13 protein-coding genes and 1 pseudogene are annotated in these 14,225 nt (G+C 64.6%); 11 read left to right on the top strand and 3 right to left on the bottom strand.

Annotation, left to right across the window (positions count from 1 at the left end; all coding sequences use genetic code 11):
• Nucleotides 1–13 precede the first annotated feature (13 nt).
• From CJZ78_RS03325 to CJZ78_RS03295, 7 genes are all read left to right on the top strand, one after another.
• Nucleotides 14–1,570 carry a CocE/NonD family hydrolase gene (locus CJZ78_RS03325; protein ID WP_094559495.1) on the top strand — a complete coding sequence of 519 codons (1,557 nt, stop codon included), beginning with the start codon at nucleotides 14–16 and terminating at the stop codon, nucleotides 1,568–1,570.
• Nucleotides 1,571–1,591: 21 nt separating this feature from the next.
• Nucleotides 1,592–2,395 carry a DUF3887 domain-containing protein gene (locus CJZ78_RS03320; RefSeq protein WP_233128451.1) on the top strand — a complete coding sequence of 268 codons (804 nt, stop codon included), beginning with the start codon at nucleotides 1,592–1,594 and terminating at the stop codon, nucleotides 2,393–2,395.
• A gap of 42 nt (nucleotides 2,396–2,437) precedes the next feature.
• Nucleotides 2,438–4,762, top strand: coding sequence for a 1,4-alpha-glucan branching protein GlgB (gene glgB / locus CJZ78_RS03315; RefSeq protein WP_094559494.1), 2,325 nt, complete (start codon nucleotides 2,438–2,440; stop codon nucleotides 4,760–4,762).
• A 26-nt stretch (nucleotides 4,763–4,788) separates the two neighbouring features.
• Nucleotides 4,789–5,859, top strand: a complete 1,071-nt coding sequence (gene hemE, locus CJZ78_RS03310) for a uroporphyrinogen decarboxylase (RefSeq protein WP_094559493.1) — start codon at nucleotides 4,789–4,791, stop codon at nucleotides 5,857–5,859.
• Nucleotides 5,856–6,896, top strand: a complete 1,041-nt coding sequence (locus CJZ78_RS03305) for an NAD(P)-dependent oxidoreductase (protein WP_094559492.1) — start codon at nucleotides 5,856–5,858, stop codon at nucleotides 6,894–6,896. Before hemE ends, CJZ78_RS03305 begins: the two co-directional genes overlap by 4 nt.
• Nucleotides 6,893–7,318, top strand: coding sequence for a plastocyanin/azurin family copper-binding protein (locus CJZ78_RS03300; RefSeq protein WP_094559491.1), 426 nt, complete (start codon nucleotides 6,893–6,895; stop codon nucleotides 7,316–7,318). Before CJZ78_RS03305 ends, CJZ78_RS03300 begins: the two co-directional genes overlap by 4 nt.
• A gap of 106 nt (nucleotides 7,319–7,424) precedes the next feature.
• Nucleotides 7,425–7,766: a c-type cytochrome gene (locus CJZ78_RS03295; RefSeq protein WP_094559490.1), complete on the top strand. Its 342-nt coding sequence runs from the start codon at nucleotides 7,425–7,427 to the stop codon at nucleotides 7,764–7,766.
• Between the two features lie 84 nt (nucleotides 7,767–7,850).
• On the opposite strand, the gene CJZ78_RS03290 is transcribed toward CJZ78_RS03295, so the two are convergent.
• Nucleotides 7,851–8,069: a hypothetical protein gene (locus CJZ78_RS03290; RefSeq protein WP_094559630.1), complete on the bottom strand. Its 219-nt coding sequence runs from the start codon at nucleotides 8,067–8,069 to the stop codon at nucleotides 7,851–7,853.
• A gap of 149 nt (nucleotides 8,070–8,218) precedes the next feature.
• Between CJZ78_RS03290 and CJZ78_RS03285 the strand changes: the two genes are divergently transcribed.
• A complete protein-coding gene (locus CJZ78_RS03285; protein ID WP_094559489.1) occupies nucleotides 8,219–8,509 on the top strand; it encodes a hypothetical protein in 291 nt (96 codons plus the stop codon).
• Here CJZ78_RS03285 and CJZ78_RS03280 read toward each other — a convergent pair.
• Nucleotides 8,491–9,213: a hypothetical protein gene (locus CJZ78_RS03280; RefSeq protein ID WP_233128450.1), complete on the bottom strand. Its 723-nt coding sequence runs from the start codon at nucleotides 9,211–9,213 to the stop codon at nucleotides 8,491–8,493. The two genes, CJZ78_RS03285 and CJZ78_RS03280, sit on opposite strands and share 19 nt — an antisense overlap.
• Nucleotides 9,214–9,494: 281 nt before the next feature.
• On the opposite strand from CJZ78_RS03280, the gene clpB reads away from it, so the two are divergent.
• Together clpB and CJZ78_RS14795 are read left to right on the top strand one after the other, a co-directional pair.
• The gene (gene clpB, locus CJZ78_RS03275; protein WP_094559487.1) at nucleotides 9,495–12,137 is read left to right on the top strand and encodes an ATP-dependent chaperone ClpB; all 2,643 of its coding nucleotides are present in this window, start codon (nucleotides 9,495–9,497) and stop codon (nucleotides 12,135–12,137) included.
• Between the two features lie 177 nt (nucleotides 12,138–12,314).
• A pseudogene (locus tag CJZ78_RS14795) lies at nucleotides 12,315–12,473 on the top strand (NAD-dependent epimerase/dehydratase family protein); the annotation flags it as partial.
• A 457-nt stretch (nucleotides 12,474–12,930) separates the two neighbouring features.
• Here CJZ78_RS14795 and CJZ78_RS03270 read toward each other — a convergent pair.
• Nucleotides 12,931–13,200, bottom strand: a complete 270-nt coding sequence (locus CJZ78_RS03270) for a hypothetical protein (protein WP_094559486.1) — start codon at nucleotides 13,198–13,200, stop codon at nucleotides 12,931–12,933.
• 218 nt (nucleotides 13,201–13,418) lie between these two features.
• Between CJZ78_RS03270 and CJZ78_RS03265 the strand changes: the two genes are divergently transcribed.
• Complete coding sequence (locus tag CJZ78_RS03265) at nucleotides 13,419–14,183, top strand: BREX system Lon protease-like protein BrxL (protein ID WP_233128449.1); 765 nt, start codon at nucleotides 13,419–13,421, stop codon at nucleotides 14,181–14,183.
• Nucleotides 14,184–14,225: the final 42 nt, after the last annotated feature.

Raw genomic sequence — 14,225 nt, 5'->3', positions numbered from 1 at the left:
GCGGGACGCGGACATGGCCTGCCGGGACGGCATCCGGCTCGTCAGCCGCCTCTGGTATCCGGAAGCAGACGGCCCCTGGCCGGTGCTGTTGATGCGCCAGCCCTACGGCCGGGCGATCGCCTCCACCGTCACCTACGCCCATCCCAGCTGGTACGCCGCCCACGGCTTCCTGGTGGTGGTGCAGGACGTGCGGGGCCGGGGCGCATCCGAAGGGGAGTTCCTGGGTTTTGCGCAGGAGGCCGCCGATGGCACCGACACCGTCCGCTGGGCCCGCCAACTCGAGGGCAGCAACGGTCGGCTGGGCTGTTACGGCTTCTCCTATCAGGGGCTGACCCAGCTGCTCAGCGACGATCCCACGGCCATCCCCGACTGCCTGGCTCCGGCCATGGCCGGCCTGGATGAGCAGCGCGACTGGGCCAGCGAAGGGGGCGCCCACTGGTGGGCCCTCGGGCTGGGCTGGGGCTTGCAACTGGCGGCACAGCGCTGCCAGAGGCAGGGCGATGGGGCCGGATGGCAGGCCATCCGCGCCAGCCTCACCAGCGGGTCCTTTCTGCACGACGGGCTGGAGCTGCTCGCCCGCCACGATCCCGAGGGAATGGCCTACCGCTGGCTGCAACAGCCCGCCGCCCCCGAAGGCCAAGCCGTGCTGCATCAACCGCCCGACGCCCTGCTCGCCCGCCCCATGCTGCTGATCGGCGGCTGGCATGACCCCCACCTGCGCGGAATTCTGGAGCTCTGGCGCCGCTGCAAGGCAGCCGGGGCCACGCCCTGGCTGCGGATTGGCGCCTGGACCCACCTGGATTGGGATGGAGGGATGGACCGGCTGCAGCTGGCGTTTTTTCAGCACCACCTGCAACATCAGAACGCCGCAGCGGAGCTCGGGGCGCCGGTGCTGCTGCAGGACATCCGCAGCCGCCAGTGGCAGGCGCCCGCCGCCCTAGCGGAGCAGCCCAGCTGGGGCCTGCGCAGCGGCGGGTTGGCCGCCATTGATGCCACAGAGGGCGAGCTGATGCTGGGGCAATCCGGCAGCGGCAGTGTCACCGTGGTGCACGACCCCTGGCGGCCCGTTCCCGGTCGCGGCGGCCACCTTGGGCTCGACGCCGGGCCCTGTGAGCGCAGCGACCTTGACCGCCGCGGCGATGTGGTCTGCTTCACCAGCGCCCCGCTAGCCGAGCCGCTCAACCTGGAAGGACGGCCCCAGCTGCGGCTCCGCGTGGAAGCCGACCAACCCAGCTTTGATCTCTGCGCCGCCCTGTCGGTGCTGGACCGCGACGGCAGCGGCGTGCACCAGCTCTGCACCGGTGTGGGCCGGTTTCAACAGCAACAGGGCAGCAGCGCCGCGCTTCAACTGGAGCTGCAGCCGCTCGTTGCCCACCTCGAGAAGGGGCATCGGTTACGACTGTCGCTGGCGGGCTCAGCCTGGCCCCAGATCGCCGTGAATCCGGGCGATAGCAGCCTGCCGCAAGGGCCAAGTGGCCCCCGGCATCGGGTGATCAGCCTGGGGCTGGATCTGGCAGGAGCCCAATTGCGGCTGCTGCCTCTACTGGACGCAGAAGTTGGGGCAAACTGAGCCAACCCTCTAGCCGCTCCAATGCTGATGCGCCGCCTGCGCTCCGCCCCCCAACCCGTTGCCCTAGGGCTGCTGGCCCTCGCCACCGGCCTCAGCATCGGCTTGTCCGCGATGCCCGGAACCCCGGGATCAGCAGCGCGGGCTCAGGCGCAGGCTCAACCCCAGAGCAGCAGCGCAACCCTGCCAGCCCTCAGCGTCGAGCAGGCCCGAGCTGCCGCCAACCGCATCCTTGAAGCGGTGAGGAGCGGCGACGCCAACCTGCGCTACAGCCAGTTCTCCGACGAGCTCAAGGCGGTGAGCAGCCCGTCGATGGTGGCCGCCACCATGCGCACCCAACCCAAATTGCGGCGCTGGACGCTGCTCAGCGTGCGCAGCGGCCTGCGCAGCACCACGGTGGAGGCCAGCCTGATCACCAGCAAGGGCCAACAGGATCTCTTCATGGTGCTCAACGATGCGGGCCAGCTCACCGGCTATCACATCGACCTCACCGACGAGGCCGCCAGCCTCGTGGCGCGAGACTTCGTTACCGCCCTCAGCCAGGGGCACTTCATCACCGCCCGCAGCTTCCTGAGCCTGCCGATGCAGGCGGAAATCCCAGCTGAGCGGCTGCAGCTGCGCTGGCAGGAACTGGAGCGGCAGACCGGGTCCTTCGTGCGCATCCTCAAGGCCGTGGAAGCCGACAGCAGCAGCGACCAACGGTTGGTGTTGGTCCACACCAAATTCAACCGGCTGAGCGATTCCCTGTTTGTGATCCTCAACAGCAACAACGAGATCATCAACGTCGATTTCCCCAACGACCCAATCGCCCCAAAGCCGGTTCGCTAAAGAAAAAGCCGCCTAAGCTCGCGGCCAGAACGTCGTTGGTACATGTCCTTGCTCAGCCTTGACTGGATGTTGCAGGACGCCGAACGGCTGGCCGAATGCCGCCACGACCATCCCTTCGCCGTGCTGGGCCCCCAGCCGCTCGACAGCGGCGCCTGGGTGGTACGCATCTGGATGCCGGAAGCTGAGCGCGTTGAGCTGCTGCTCGACGGCCAGACCCTGGCGATGGCCAGCCCCAACCATCCCTGGATCTTCGAGGCCCAACTCGAACGCGATCCCGGCACGGGCTATCAGCTGCGGGTGTTGCGCGGTGGCATCGAGCACGTGCAGCACGACCCCTGGTCGTTCCGCCATGAATGGATGGGCGAGCTCGATCGGCTGCTGTTTGCCGAGGGCAACCACCACCACATCTGGCGCCGGATGGGCGCCCATCTCACCGAGCACAACGGCGTCAGCGGCGTGCAGTTCTGCCTGTGGGCACCCAATGCCCGCAGCGTTGCGGTACTGGGGAATTTCAACAGCTGGGATGGCCGCCATCACCCGATGCAGGCGCGGGTTGGGGGCTCCTGGGAGTTGTTCATCCCAGGGCTCCATCCCGGCGAGATCTACAAATACGAAGTGCGGGCCCAGAACGGCCATTGCTACCAGAAGGCCGATCCCTACGGCTTCCGCCACGAAGTGCGGCCCAACAACGGCTCGATCATCGAAGCCCCCTCAGGTCACCAGTGGAGCGACAGCGCCTGGATGGCGGAGCGGGACAGCCGCAACCCCCTGGATCAACCGGTGTCGGTGTACGAGATGCACCTCGGCAGCTGGATGCATGCCGCCGCTGATGCGCCCTACATCGAAGCCGACGGCACTCCGCGCGCACCCGTGCCCGCCGCGGACCTCAAGCCCGGCGCTCGCCTGCTCACTTACCCGGAGCTAGCCGATCGGGTGATCCCCTATGTGAAGGCCCGCGGCTTCACCCACATCGAACTGATGCCCATTTCGGAGCATCCCTTCGATGGCTCCTGGGGCTACCAGGTGACGGGCTGGTACGCCCCCACCAGCCGTTTCGGCACCCCGGATGAGTTCCGCACCTTCGTGGACCGCTGCCATGCCGAGGGCCTCGGCGTGATCCTCGACTGGGTGCCGGGCCACTTCCCGAAAGATGCCCACGGCCTGGCCTTCTTCGATGGCGCCCACCTCTATGAGCACGCCGATCCCCGCATCGGCGAGCACAAGGAATGGGGCACGCTGATCTTCAACTACAGCCGCAACGAAGTTCGCAACTTCCTGGTGGCGAACCTTGTTTACTGGTTTGAGGAATTCCACATCGATGGCATCCGCGTTGATGCGGTGGCCTCGATGCTCTACCGCGACTACCTCCGTCCCGACGGCGAATGGCTGCCCAACGAACACGGCGGCCGCGAGAACACCGAGGCGGTGCAGTTTCTGCAGCAGGCCAACCACGTGCTGTTCGAGCACTTCCCAGGAGCCCTCTCGATCGCCGAGGAATCCACCACCTGGCCGATGGTCACCCAGCCCACCAACATCGGCGGCCTCGGGTTCAACCTCAAGTGGAACATGGGCTGGATGCACGACATGCTCGATTACTTCGAGCTGGATCCCTGGTTCCGCCAGTACCACCAGAACAATGTGACGTTCTCGATCTGGTACGCCTTCACCGAGAACTTCATGCTCGCCCTCAGCCACGATGAGGTGGTGCATGGCAAGAGCAACCTGCTGCACAAAATGCCTGGTGATGACTGGCAGAAGTTCGCCAACGTGCGTGCCCTGCTGGCTTACATGTGGACTCACCCCGGCAAGAAGACGATCTTCATGGGGATGGAGTTCGGCCAACGGGCCGAATGGAACGTGTGGGGTGATCTGCAGTGGGACCTGCTGCAACACGATGCCCACCAGGGCCTGCAGCGCCTCGTCGACGACCTCAACGTTTTCTACAAATCAGAACGTGCACTCTGGGGCGATGACTTCAGCGAGTTTGGATTCCAGTGGATCGATTGCAACGACAACCGGCACTCGATCATCAGTTTTATGCGCCGCGAAAGCGCCACCGGCCGCTGGGTCGTGGTGGTGGCCAACTTCACCCCCCAGAGCCATTCCCATTACCGGGTGGGGGTGCCGCTGGAGGGCTTCTACGAGGAGGCGTTCAACACCGATGCCGAGCGTTATGGCGGCAGCAACCTGGGCAATCTGGGCGGCAAGTTCACCGACGAGTGGGGCATCCACGGCTACGAGCAATCGCTCGATCTCTGCCTGCCGCCCCTGTCGGTGCTGGTGCTCCGCCGTGACGAAAAGCGCAGCCAGGAACGGGTTGAGGACACCTGTGACGAAGCCGCCGAAACCGGGGCCCCGCTCGGGTAGGTTCTCGCTTCGCCTAGCTTGCACCCATGACCGAAACCGCTCCCCTGCTGCTGCGCGCCGCCCGAGGTGAGCAGGTGGAGCGGCCGCCGGTGTGGATGATGCGCCAGGCAGGCCGCTACATGAAGGTGTACCGCGACCTGCGCGACCGCCATCCCGGCTTCCGGGAGCGCTCGGAGAACCCCGATCTCTCCTACGAGATCTCGATGCAGCCCTTCGAGGCGTTCAAGCCCGATGGGGTGATTCTGTTCTCTGACATCCTCACGCCCCTGCCGGGCATGGGGATCGACTTCGACATCGTGGAGAGCAAAGGTCCCCTGATTCAGGACCCGATCCGCACCATGGCCCAGGTCGAAGCGCTTCGCCCCCTGCAGCCGGGCGAGAGCATGCCATTTGTGGGCGAGGTGCTCACCCGCCTGCGCCAGTCGGTGGGAAATGAGGCCGCCGTGCTCGGGTTTGTTGGTGCTCCCTGGACCCTGGCCGCCTACGTGGTGGAGGGCAAGAGCTCCAAGAACTACGCGGTGATCAAGGCCATGGCCTTCCAGGAGCCGGCCCTGCTGCACAAGCTGCTCAACCACTTCGCTGAATCGATTGCGGCCTATCTGCGCTACCAGATCGACTCCGGCGCCCAGGTGGTGCAGATGTTCGATTCCTGGGCCGGCCAGCTCAGCCCCATGGACTACGACACCTTCGCCGCGCCCTACCAGAAGAAGGTGGTGGATCTGGTCAAGCAGACCCACCCCGACACCCCCTTCATCCTCTACATCTCCGGCAGTGCCGGCGTGATTGAGCGGATGGCCCGCACGGGTGTGGACATCGTGTCTCTCGACTGGACCGTGGACATGGCCGAGGGCCTAGCCCGCCTGCCTGAGCACGTGGGCGTGCAAGGCAACGTGGACCCCGGCCTGCTGTTCGGCACCCCCGAGGCCATCCAGGCCCGCATCGACGACACCGTGCGCAAGGCCCGCGGCCGCAAGCACATCCTCAACCTGGGACACGGGATCCTGCCCGGCACCCCGGAGGAGAACGGCCAGTTCTTCTTTGAGGCCGGCAAGAGCGTGATGGATCGCCTCGGCGAGCAGCGGGGAGCGCTGACTTGAGCGACCCGTCGGCGGCGACCTCCCAACCCTGTCGCAGGCCCCAGCGGATCCTGATCACCGGTGCCTCGGGCTGCGTGGGTCAGCACATCGCAGCCCAGCTTTACCGCGAGAGCGACGCCGACCTGCTGCTGCTGCTTCGAGATCCCGCCAAGCTCACGGCGGTGCCGGCGCACGATCCCCGCATCACCCTGCTGGTGGGCGACCTGCGGGAGCTCACCCCCCATGCCGGCGCCATTGCGACGGCCACCCGGGTGATTCACACCGCGACCGCCTGGGGCGATCCCGTGCGGGCCCAGCAGGTCAACGTGGAGGCGGTCAAGCAACTGCTGTCCTTCACCAGCCCCGAATGGCTGGAGCAGGTGATCTATTTCTCCACGGCCTCGATCCTCGATCGCCAGCTGCAACTGCTGCCCGAGGCCGAGGCCTACGGCACCGAATACATCCAGACCAAAGCCCTTTGCCTCCAGCAATTGGAGGTCCACCCGCTGGCCGCCAAGGTGGTGGCCGTCTTCCCCACCCTGGTGTTCGGCGGCCGTGTGGATGGGCAGGGCCCCTTCCCCACCAGCTACCTCACGGCCGGGCTCAGCGAAGCCTGCCGCTGGCTTTGGCTGGCGAAGTGGCTGCGGGCCGATGCCAGCTTCCACTTCATCCACGCCGCTGACATCGCCCAGGTGTGCGTCCACCTGGCCACCCAGCCTCACCAGAGCAACCCGGAGCCGGGCCAGGGGGCCGTGCGCCGCTTGGTGCTGGGGCAGGCCGCGATCACGGTCAACGACACCGTGGCCCAGCTGTGCCGCTGGCGCCGCAGCTGGCGGCCACCGCTGGGCCTCGACCTGCAGGGCTGGCTGATCGAGGCCCTGATCAAGCTGCTGCGCATCGAGGTGAACGCCTGGGATCGCTTTTCGATCCGCCAGCGTCACTTCGTGCACGAACCGGTGAGCCCGCCGGAGCGGTTTGGCCTAGTGAGCCATGCCCCCACCCTGCAGGCCGTCTTCGACGTATCGGGCCTGCCCCACCGCGGCCTGCCCAAGCCATGAACCCGTCCGGCCTGCGCCGGCTGCTCGCCGCCCTGCTGCTTGGGCTCGTGGTGTTGGGGCTCGTGCTGCTGTGGTCAGGCCAGCAGGCTCAGGCGACCACAGATCAAGCGACCATAGACCAGGCAGCCACGGCCGTGATGCGGCTGGGCAGCGAGGAGGGATTTCTGGTGTTCCAACCCGAGCGCCTGACGATTGCAGCGGGTGAGCGGGTGCGGTTTGAAGTTGGCGGGCTTGGCCCCCACAACCTGATTGTGGACAGCCACCCCGAATGGAGCCATGAGCCGCTGAGCTTTGTTGTTGGCGAGAGCTGGGACCAGCAATTCGACACCCCGGGCCGCTACGCCATCTGGTGCGAGCCGCACCGGGCTGCGGGCATGACCGGCGAAATCAACGTGGTGGCCGCTGAAAACGCAACCGAATGACCCCGAGAGTGTGTGGCAAATGTTGCGAACCTGGCTGGCAAGGGTCACAGCAGCGCCGCTCCCAGTTTAATTTTGGCGGGTAGCCCGTGCTTTCAAAGCGCCTTCCATGCGCCGTCTCTTCTCCCTGATCGCTCTCTGCCTGGCGCTCGTGCTGGGCGCTGCTCCGAGCTTCGCCGCCGATGTGGCCCACGGTGGTCAAATCTTCTCCGCCAACTGCGCGGCCTGCCACATGGGTGGCGGCAACGTGGTGAATGCCGAGCGCACCCTCAAGCAGGATGCCCTTGAGGCCTATCTGGCCAACTACAGCAGCGGCCATGAAGCTGCCATCGCCTACCAGGTGACCAACGGCAAAAACGCCATGCCCGCCTTCGGCGGCAAGCTGAGCGACGGCGACATCGCTGATGTCGCCGCCTACGTCGAGGACATGTCCTCCAAAGGCTGGGCCTGATCACAGCTGAGCTCACGCTTGGATGCCCAGGTCAAACCGTTTCAGCAAACCCCGGCTTCGGCCGGGGTTTTTTGTTGGGCCTCATCAGCCCTGCTCTCGACGGGCAGCCAGCACGGCCAGGTAGAGCTCCTCGGGCACCTCGCGGATGTCGTACTCACTAGGGAGCACGCCGTGCACGTGCCGATGCACCGCCAGCCAGCAGTTGCGCTCCGGATCCCGGCCCGTGGCATCAAACTCCCGCGATTGAGCAGCAAGGCGCGCAATCAATGCGTCGTTGAACGCGTCGTGCGAAGGGCTGTTCAACGGCTCGTTCAACACAGGATCGGATCCGGGCTCATCCATGACGGCAGACAACGGCAGCGTGGGAGCCCCCATTGGGAGTCCAGAGTGGGCTCAGTCTGAACCAGTGGATCGGCATGGCTGCCCGTCGCCCCTCGCCCACAACCCAGCTAATGCTTGGGTTGGATCCCGTCCTGCTGCTCGTTGTCGCCCTCGCCGGAACTGGGCTGCTGGGGGCCTCCCAGGGCTCGGCGCAAGCCCAGGCCTTGCCAAAGCCCTCCTGTCCACTGGTGGTGCAGGCAAGCCAGACGTTGCTTCAGCCCCGGCGCATCCAGCCCGATCAGGTGAAGGCCAAGAACGCGATGGGCTGCCTCTCGCCCGCGGATGCGGTGTACGGAGCGGACGGCTGTCCGCTCCGGCTGTGCGGCCCCGATGCCGGCGTGATTCAGCTGCCGGAGCCGTAAGCCACCTGGCACACGGCATTGAGCAGCTGGGCCTGGTCGGCGTCAGCTGGAATCTGGCCGTTCAGCAGACCCTGCTGACAATTGGCGGCTCCTAGCAATTGGGTGCCGTTAACCCCGTAAAAGAAACTCACTCCGGAGCTACCCACGGCTTCCACCGAGCCGTAGTTGAGCTGGTAGCTGGTGTTGGGCACCAGAAACACCGGTGACTGCTGCGCCGAAGCCGCATTAACAAGCCCACCAATCACCGCGCCTGTTGCCAGGCTTGCCACGCCCCAGGCAGCAGCATTGGCGCCCCACCAACCCCAGCCTCCCCAGCCGCCATACCAGCCGGTGTTCCAGGGGCGACTGCCCCAGTAGCCACCATTGCGCCACCCGTCATTCCAACCGTTGTAATCGCGGTTGTAGAAATTGTTGTTGACGGTGAGATTCCGGTTGAAGTCGTTGTTGCCGATCGAGGTACGGCTTCCGGCCCCATACATCGGGTGGTAGCCCTGGTAGCCAGAGCGCCAGTCGCCGCCACCGGACACATTGCGATCGACGTTCCGGTCGACGTTGACGTTGCGATCACCGCCACCCGACCAGTGATAGCCGCCGTCGCCAAACCCGCCACTGCCACGAAAACCACCCCCGCCACCGCGGGCCTCAGCAGCAATCGGACTCACGGCAGAGCTGAGCAGGATGGCGGCACTGAGGGCCGCGGTCACAGTGCGTTGAACAGTCTTGGCAATACAAACAAGGGGTCAAGAGCTGGGCAGGTGGCAATCAACTCAATGTCCCCTTTGAAGGCCCCTTACTGGTAGCAAACGTGCTGCACAGCAAACCCTAAGCACAAAATTCCGTCACAGAGTGGGGGTTCGGATGGCCCCATAGAAGTGGCTGCACGGCCATGGCCGGTTCTCACCACAGGCTGCTTCGGCCTCCTGGGATGCCAGCTGCGGAAGCTGCTCATAGCGTTGATTCAACGGCTCCATCACTGAGGTTCCAAATGCATCCCACCGCCGAACTCTTCACCGAAAAAGCCTGGGCCTCCGTGGTGGCTGCCCAACAGCTGGCCCAACAAAAGCGCCAGCAACAGATGGAAAGCGAACATCTGCTGGCGGCACTGCTGGCCCAGCAAGGCCTGGCCGGCCGCATCCTGGAGAAGGCCGGCGTGGATGTGGGCAGCCTCAGCCAGAAGGTGGACGCCTGGATCGCCGGTCAACCCAGCCTGAGCGCCCCCCCCGACAACGTCTACCTGGGCAAGGGTCTCAACACCGTGCTCGATCAGGCAGGCAGCCTCAAGGAGACCTACGGCGACAGCTACATCGCCATTGAGCACCTGCTGCTGGCCCTGGCGATCGACAACCGTTGCGGCAAGCAACTGCTGTCGCAGGCCGGCACGAGCGCCGACAAACTCAAAGAGGCGGTGCAGTCCATCCGCGGATCCCAAAGCGTGACCGATCAGAACCCCGAAGGCACCTACGAATCCCTGGAGAAGTACGGCCGCGACCTCACCAAGGCCGCCCGCGAGGGCAAGCTCGATCCGGTAATCGGCCGCGATGAGGAGATCCGCCGCACGATCCAGATCCTCAGCCGCCGCACCAAAAACAACCCGGTGCTGATTGGCGAGCCCGGCGTGGGCAAAACGGCGATCGTGGAGGGCCTGGCCCAGCGGATCGTCAATGGCGATGTGCCCCAGGCATTGCAGAACCGACAGCTCGTGTCGCTCGACATGGGTGCCCTGATCGCCGGTGCCAAGTACCGCGGTGAATTCGAGGAGCGGCTCAAGGCCGTGCTCAAGGAGGTGACCGCCTCCGAAGGCCAGATTGTGCTGTTTATCGACGAGATCCACACCGTGGTGGGGGCCGGCGCCACCGGCGGGGCGATGGATGCCAGCAACCTGCTCAAGCCGATGCTGGCCCGCGGAGAACTGCGCTGCATCGGCGCCACCACCCTCGATGAGCACCGCCAGCACATCGAAAAGGATCCTGCCCTGGAGCGCCGATTCCAGCAGGTGTTCGTGGACCAGCCCACAGTGGAAGACACCATCTCGATCCTGCGTGGTTTAAAGGAGCGCTACGAGGTGCATCACGGCGTGCGCATCGCCGACAACGCCCTGGTGGCGGCAGCGGTGCTCAGCAGCCGCTACATCGCCGATCGCTTTCTGCCCGACAAGGCCATCGATCTGGTGGATGAATCGGCAGCCCGGCTGAAGATGGGGATCACCTCGAAGCCGGAGCAGATCGATGAGCTCGATCGCCGCATCCTGCAGCTGGAGATGGAAAAACTGTCGCTGGGGCGTGAATCCGATGCGGCCAGCAAGGATCGGCTTGAGCGGCTCGAGAAGGAGCTGGCCGATCTGAGCGAACAGCAGAGCGCCCTCAATGCCCAGTGGCAGCAGGAGAAGGGCTCGATCGATGAACTCGGCGCGATCAAGGAGGAGATCGAGCAGGTGCAGTTGCAGGTGGAGCAGGCCAAGCGCAACTACGATCTCAACAAGGCTGCCGAACTGGAATACGGCACCCTGGCGGAGTTGCACAAGAAGCTCGCCGCCAAAGAAGAGGAGCTCAACGCCAGTGGCAGCGACAAGACCCTCTTGCGCGAGGAGGTCACCGAAGACGACATCGCCGAGGTGATCGCCAAATGGACCGGAATCCCGGTGGCCAAGCTGGTGCAGAGCGAGATGGACAAACTGCTCCACCTTGAAGATGAGCTGCACACGCGTGTGATCGGTCAGGCCCAGGCGGTGACGGCCGTGGCCGATGCCATCCAGCGCTCCCGCGCCGGGCTCAGCGATCCGAACCGGCCCATCGCCAGCTTCCTCTTCCTTGGCCCCACCGGCGTGGGCAAAACCGAGCTCTCGAAAGCCCTGGCGGCGCAGCTGTTCGATTCCGAGGAATCGATGGTGCGCATCGACATGAGCGAATACATGGAGAAGCACGCCGTAAGCCGGCTGATCGGAGCGCCTCCGGGCTACGTGGGCTACGAGGAGGGGGGCCAGCTCACTGAAGCGGTGCGGCGCCGGCCCTATGCGGTGATCCTGTTCGACGAGGTGGAGAAAGCCCACCCCGATGTGTTCAACGTGATGCTGCAGATCCTCGATGACGGACGCGTCACCGATGGGCAGGGCCGCACGGTGGACTTCACCAATACCGTGCTGATCCTCACCAGCAACATCGGCAGCGCGTCAATCCTTGATCTGGCCGGTGATCCGGCACGCCACAGTGAGATGGAAGCGCGGGTCAACGAGGCCCTACGCGGCCACTTCCGGCCTGAGTTCCTGAACCGGCTGGATGAAACGATCATCTTCCACAGCCTCAAACAGGAGGAGCTACGCGAGATCGTGGAGCTGCAGGTGCGGCGCCTAGCCCAGCGCCTGGAGGACAAAAAACTGGCGCTCCAGCTCAACGCCGATGCCCTCGACTGGCTCGCCGGCGTGGGTTACGACCCGGTGTATGGCGCCCGGCCGCTCAAGCGCGCCATCCAGCGCGAGCTGGAAACCCCGATCGCCAAGGGGATCCTGGGAGGCCAGTTCACCGCAGGCCACACGATCGCGGTGGATGTGGAGCTACAGCCCACGGGCGAGGGGGAAGCCCACAAGCTGCGCTTCCATCAAACCGAACCAGCAAAACTGCCGGTGCTGGCCTGAGGCTCTCATGGGCATTGCACGCCACCAGCACAAAAAAGATCGGCATCCTCAAACATAGGCTTGCAGCACACCGGAGCGAGTTGATGCAAGTGGGAGCGATAATCCAGCATTCGTGTTGAAAACGAAGAGATATCGGGGAAATTTCATAGGGTTGCCGAGCACCACAAAACTGAATCAATGCGTCACCTCGTGACTGGTGGAGCCGGATTTATCGGCTCTCACCTAATCGATCGGTTAATGGCAGATCCGGATAACAACGTGATCTGAGTTGATAACTTCCAGACAGGGTCACGCAGCAATGTGGCGCATTGGATGGGTGATCCACGTATCGAACTCAGGCCGCGTCCTTTTGCGTGGTGTAAAACCCGAGGCCCGAATACCCTGATCAGAGGGTGAACAGGGTGGAATGACGAGCTGTCATTCCGGAGGCGCAGATGCACCTCGCTCTTCCACGTTGAATCAGGGCGATTGACTTGTCAAGTCTTTCGCCCGATCGCGGATGTGTTGTAATCTGGAGTAGCTGGCACCAGCCACAAGTTGTTGCCCCGGCCCCCGGGCGGCGATCAAGGCCGCTGCGTCCTGTGGGGCGCTGCAGCCTCGATCCCCTGGGGCCTGCGTCCTGCTTCTTTCAGGCGCTGAGGGTCTGCAGGATGGGGATGTCGCCGAGCTCCGGGATGGTCGCCATGCTCTCGGCGGAGAACATGCGGCGGCCCTCCAGCTGCCAGTGCTCGTGCTGCTCCAGCGGTGGAGGAAGCCAGCTAGTTCGGTAGCTGACCTGTTGCTGGCGATCACCTCACAGCGGACAAAGCAAGGGTCCCGGCAGGCGGCAGGTGCGCCAGTCGCCATTGGTGCTGCTTACCTCCACCCCAATCCAGCTGCTGGGATGGTCGGGCTCACTAAAGAGACCAATCCATTCGATGGCATCAGCGATGGCGTCATCAAGGGAGCTGTACTGACCGTCGAGCTGTAGGTGCGGCTCGCAGCTGCCGTCGATTAGGCGGTAGCTGCGCTCAAGCGACTGACTTGCTGTGCTGCGCCGAGCAGTGGATCCAGATGCCTGCATATCTCTCCTGCTTGGCTAATCACCATGGCCAGCGCAGGGTGCCGCCATCTGTATCGCCAGGAACACTTTGGTGAGACGTTACAAGGGGCTCGCTGCTGGCAAGTAGCGCGGCTGGCGCAGTTGAAAGAGGTGGTGGGTCATGGGGCTGGCGAGCACTCCCCTTGGTCTGCCCCGGCAGCAGCAGCGCGCAAGGGCTAACGCAAGTCGCTGCGCGACCCTTGCGCGCTGCTGGCTTCTGCGGGGCAATCGGCAATACCTATGTGGCCGAGTGCGTCAACTTCGGCAGCAACAGCCTGCGCATCTCCGATGACGATGTGCATGCCTTTGAGCGGCTGCTCACCGGCGGGGTGTGGGCCCAGGTGGAGGTGGAGTGGGATGAAAGTGATAGCCGAGCACCCTTCTCAATCAGCCAGCTCACACCGATTCAGCTGGCCAGCTTCAACCTCGATGAATACCGCAAGCTGCGCACCCAATTCAGCACCGAGGAGTGGATTGATCTGCTGATCCGCTCGATGGGCTACGAGCCGTCTCAGTTCAGCCAGCGGCTCAAATACCTCTTCCTGCTGCGCCTGATCCCGCTCTGCGAGCGCAATTACAACCTGGTGGAGCTCGGTCCTCGCGGCACCGGCAAGAGCTTTGCGGTGCAGGAGCTCTCCCCCTACGCGGCCCTGCTCACTGGGCCCGCCACGGTGGCCAAACTGTTTGGCCACATGAACGGCAAGGTCAAAGGGATGGTCTCGATCTGGGACGTGGTCGGCTTCGACGAAGTGGCCGACCTCCAGAAGATGCCCAAGGAGGTCATCACCACCATGAAGACCTACTGCGAGTCGGGGCAATTCCAGCGTGGTGCTGAGAGCTTTGCCGGCGACGCCAGTATCGCCATGTTCGGCAACACCCAGCAGCCGATCGACGTGATGGTGCAGACGGGGCTGTCCCGCGTCAAGCCCCTTGGCCGATTGGCGTCAATCAAGTTGGCCGGTTAGGGGAACTGATCGCCCCCCGGTTGTCGCTGGCGACAACCGGGG

The organism is Synechococcus sp. 8F6, from assembly GCF_002252665.1.
Taxonomy (GTDB): Bacteria; Cyanobacteriota; Cyanobacteriia; order PCC-6307; family Cyanobiaceae; genus Cyanobium_A.
Note: the sequence above shows the minus strand (reverse complement) of the source record. Positions and strands in the feature narration are given on the sequence as shown.

Excerpts from the sequence above, each read along its gene's own strand:
- CJZ78_RS03325 (WP_094559495.1), top strand. The coding sequence starts at position 14 with ATGGCCTGCCGGGACGGCATCCGGCTCGTCAGCCGCCTCTGGTATCCG.
- CJZ78_RS03320 (WP_233128451.1), top strand. The coding sequence starts at position 1,592 with ATGCTGATGCGCCGCCTGCGCTCCGCCCCCCAACCCGTTGCCCTAGGG.
- glgB (WP_094559494.1), top strand. The coding sequence starts at position 2,438 with ATGTCCTTGCTCAGCCTTGACTGGATGTTGCAGGACGCCGAACGGCTG.
- hemE (WP_094559493.1), top strand. The coding sequence starts at position 4,789 with ATGACCGAAACCGCTCCCCTGCTGCTGCGCGCCGCCCGAGGTGAGCAG.
- CJZ78_RS03300 (WP_094559491.1), top strand. The coding sequence starts at position 6,893 with ATGAACCCGTCCGGCCTGCGCCGGCTGCTCGCCGCCCTGCTGCTTGGG.
- CJZ78_RS03295 (WP_094559490.1), top strand. The coding sequence starts at position 7,425 with ATGCGCCGTCTCTTCTCCCTGATCGCTCTCTGCCTGGCGCTCGTGCTG.
- CJZ78_RS03285 (WP_094559489.1), top strand. The coding sequence starts at position 8,219 with ATGCTTGGGTTGGATCCCGTCCTGCTGCTCGTTGTCGCCCTCGCCGGA.
- clpB (WP_094559487.1), top strand. The coding sequence starts at position 9,495 with ATGCATCCCACCGCCGAACTCTTCACCGAAAAAGCCTGGGCCTCCGTG.
- CJZ78_RS03270 (WP_094559486.1), bottom strand. The coding sequence starts at position 13,200 with ATGCAGGCATCTGGATCCACTGCTCGGCGCAGCACAGCAAGTCAGTCG.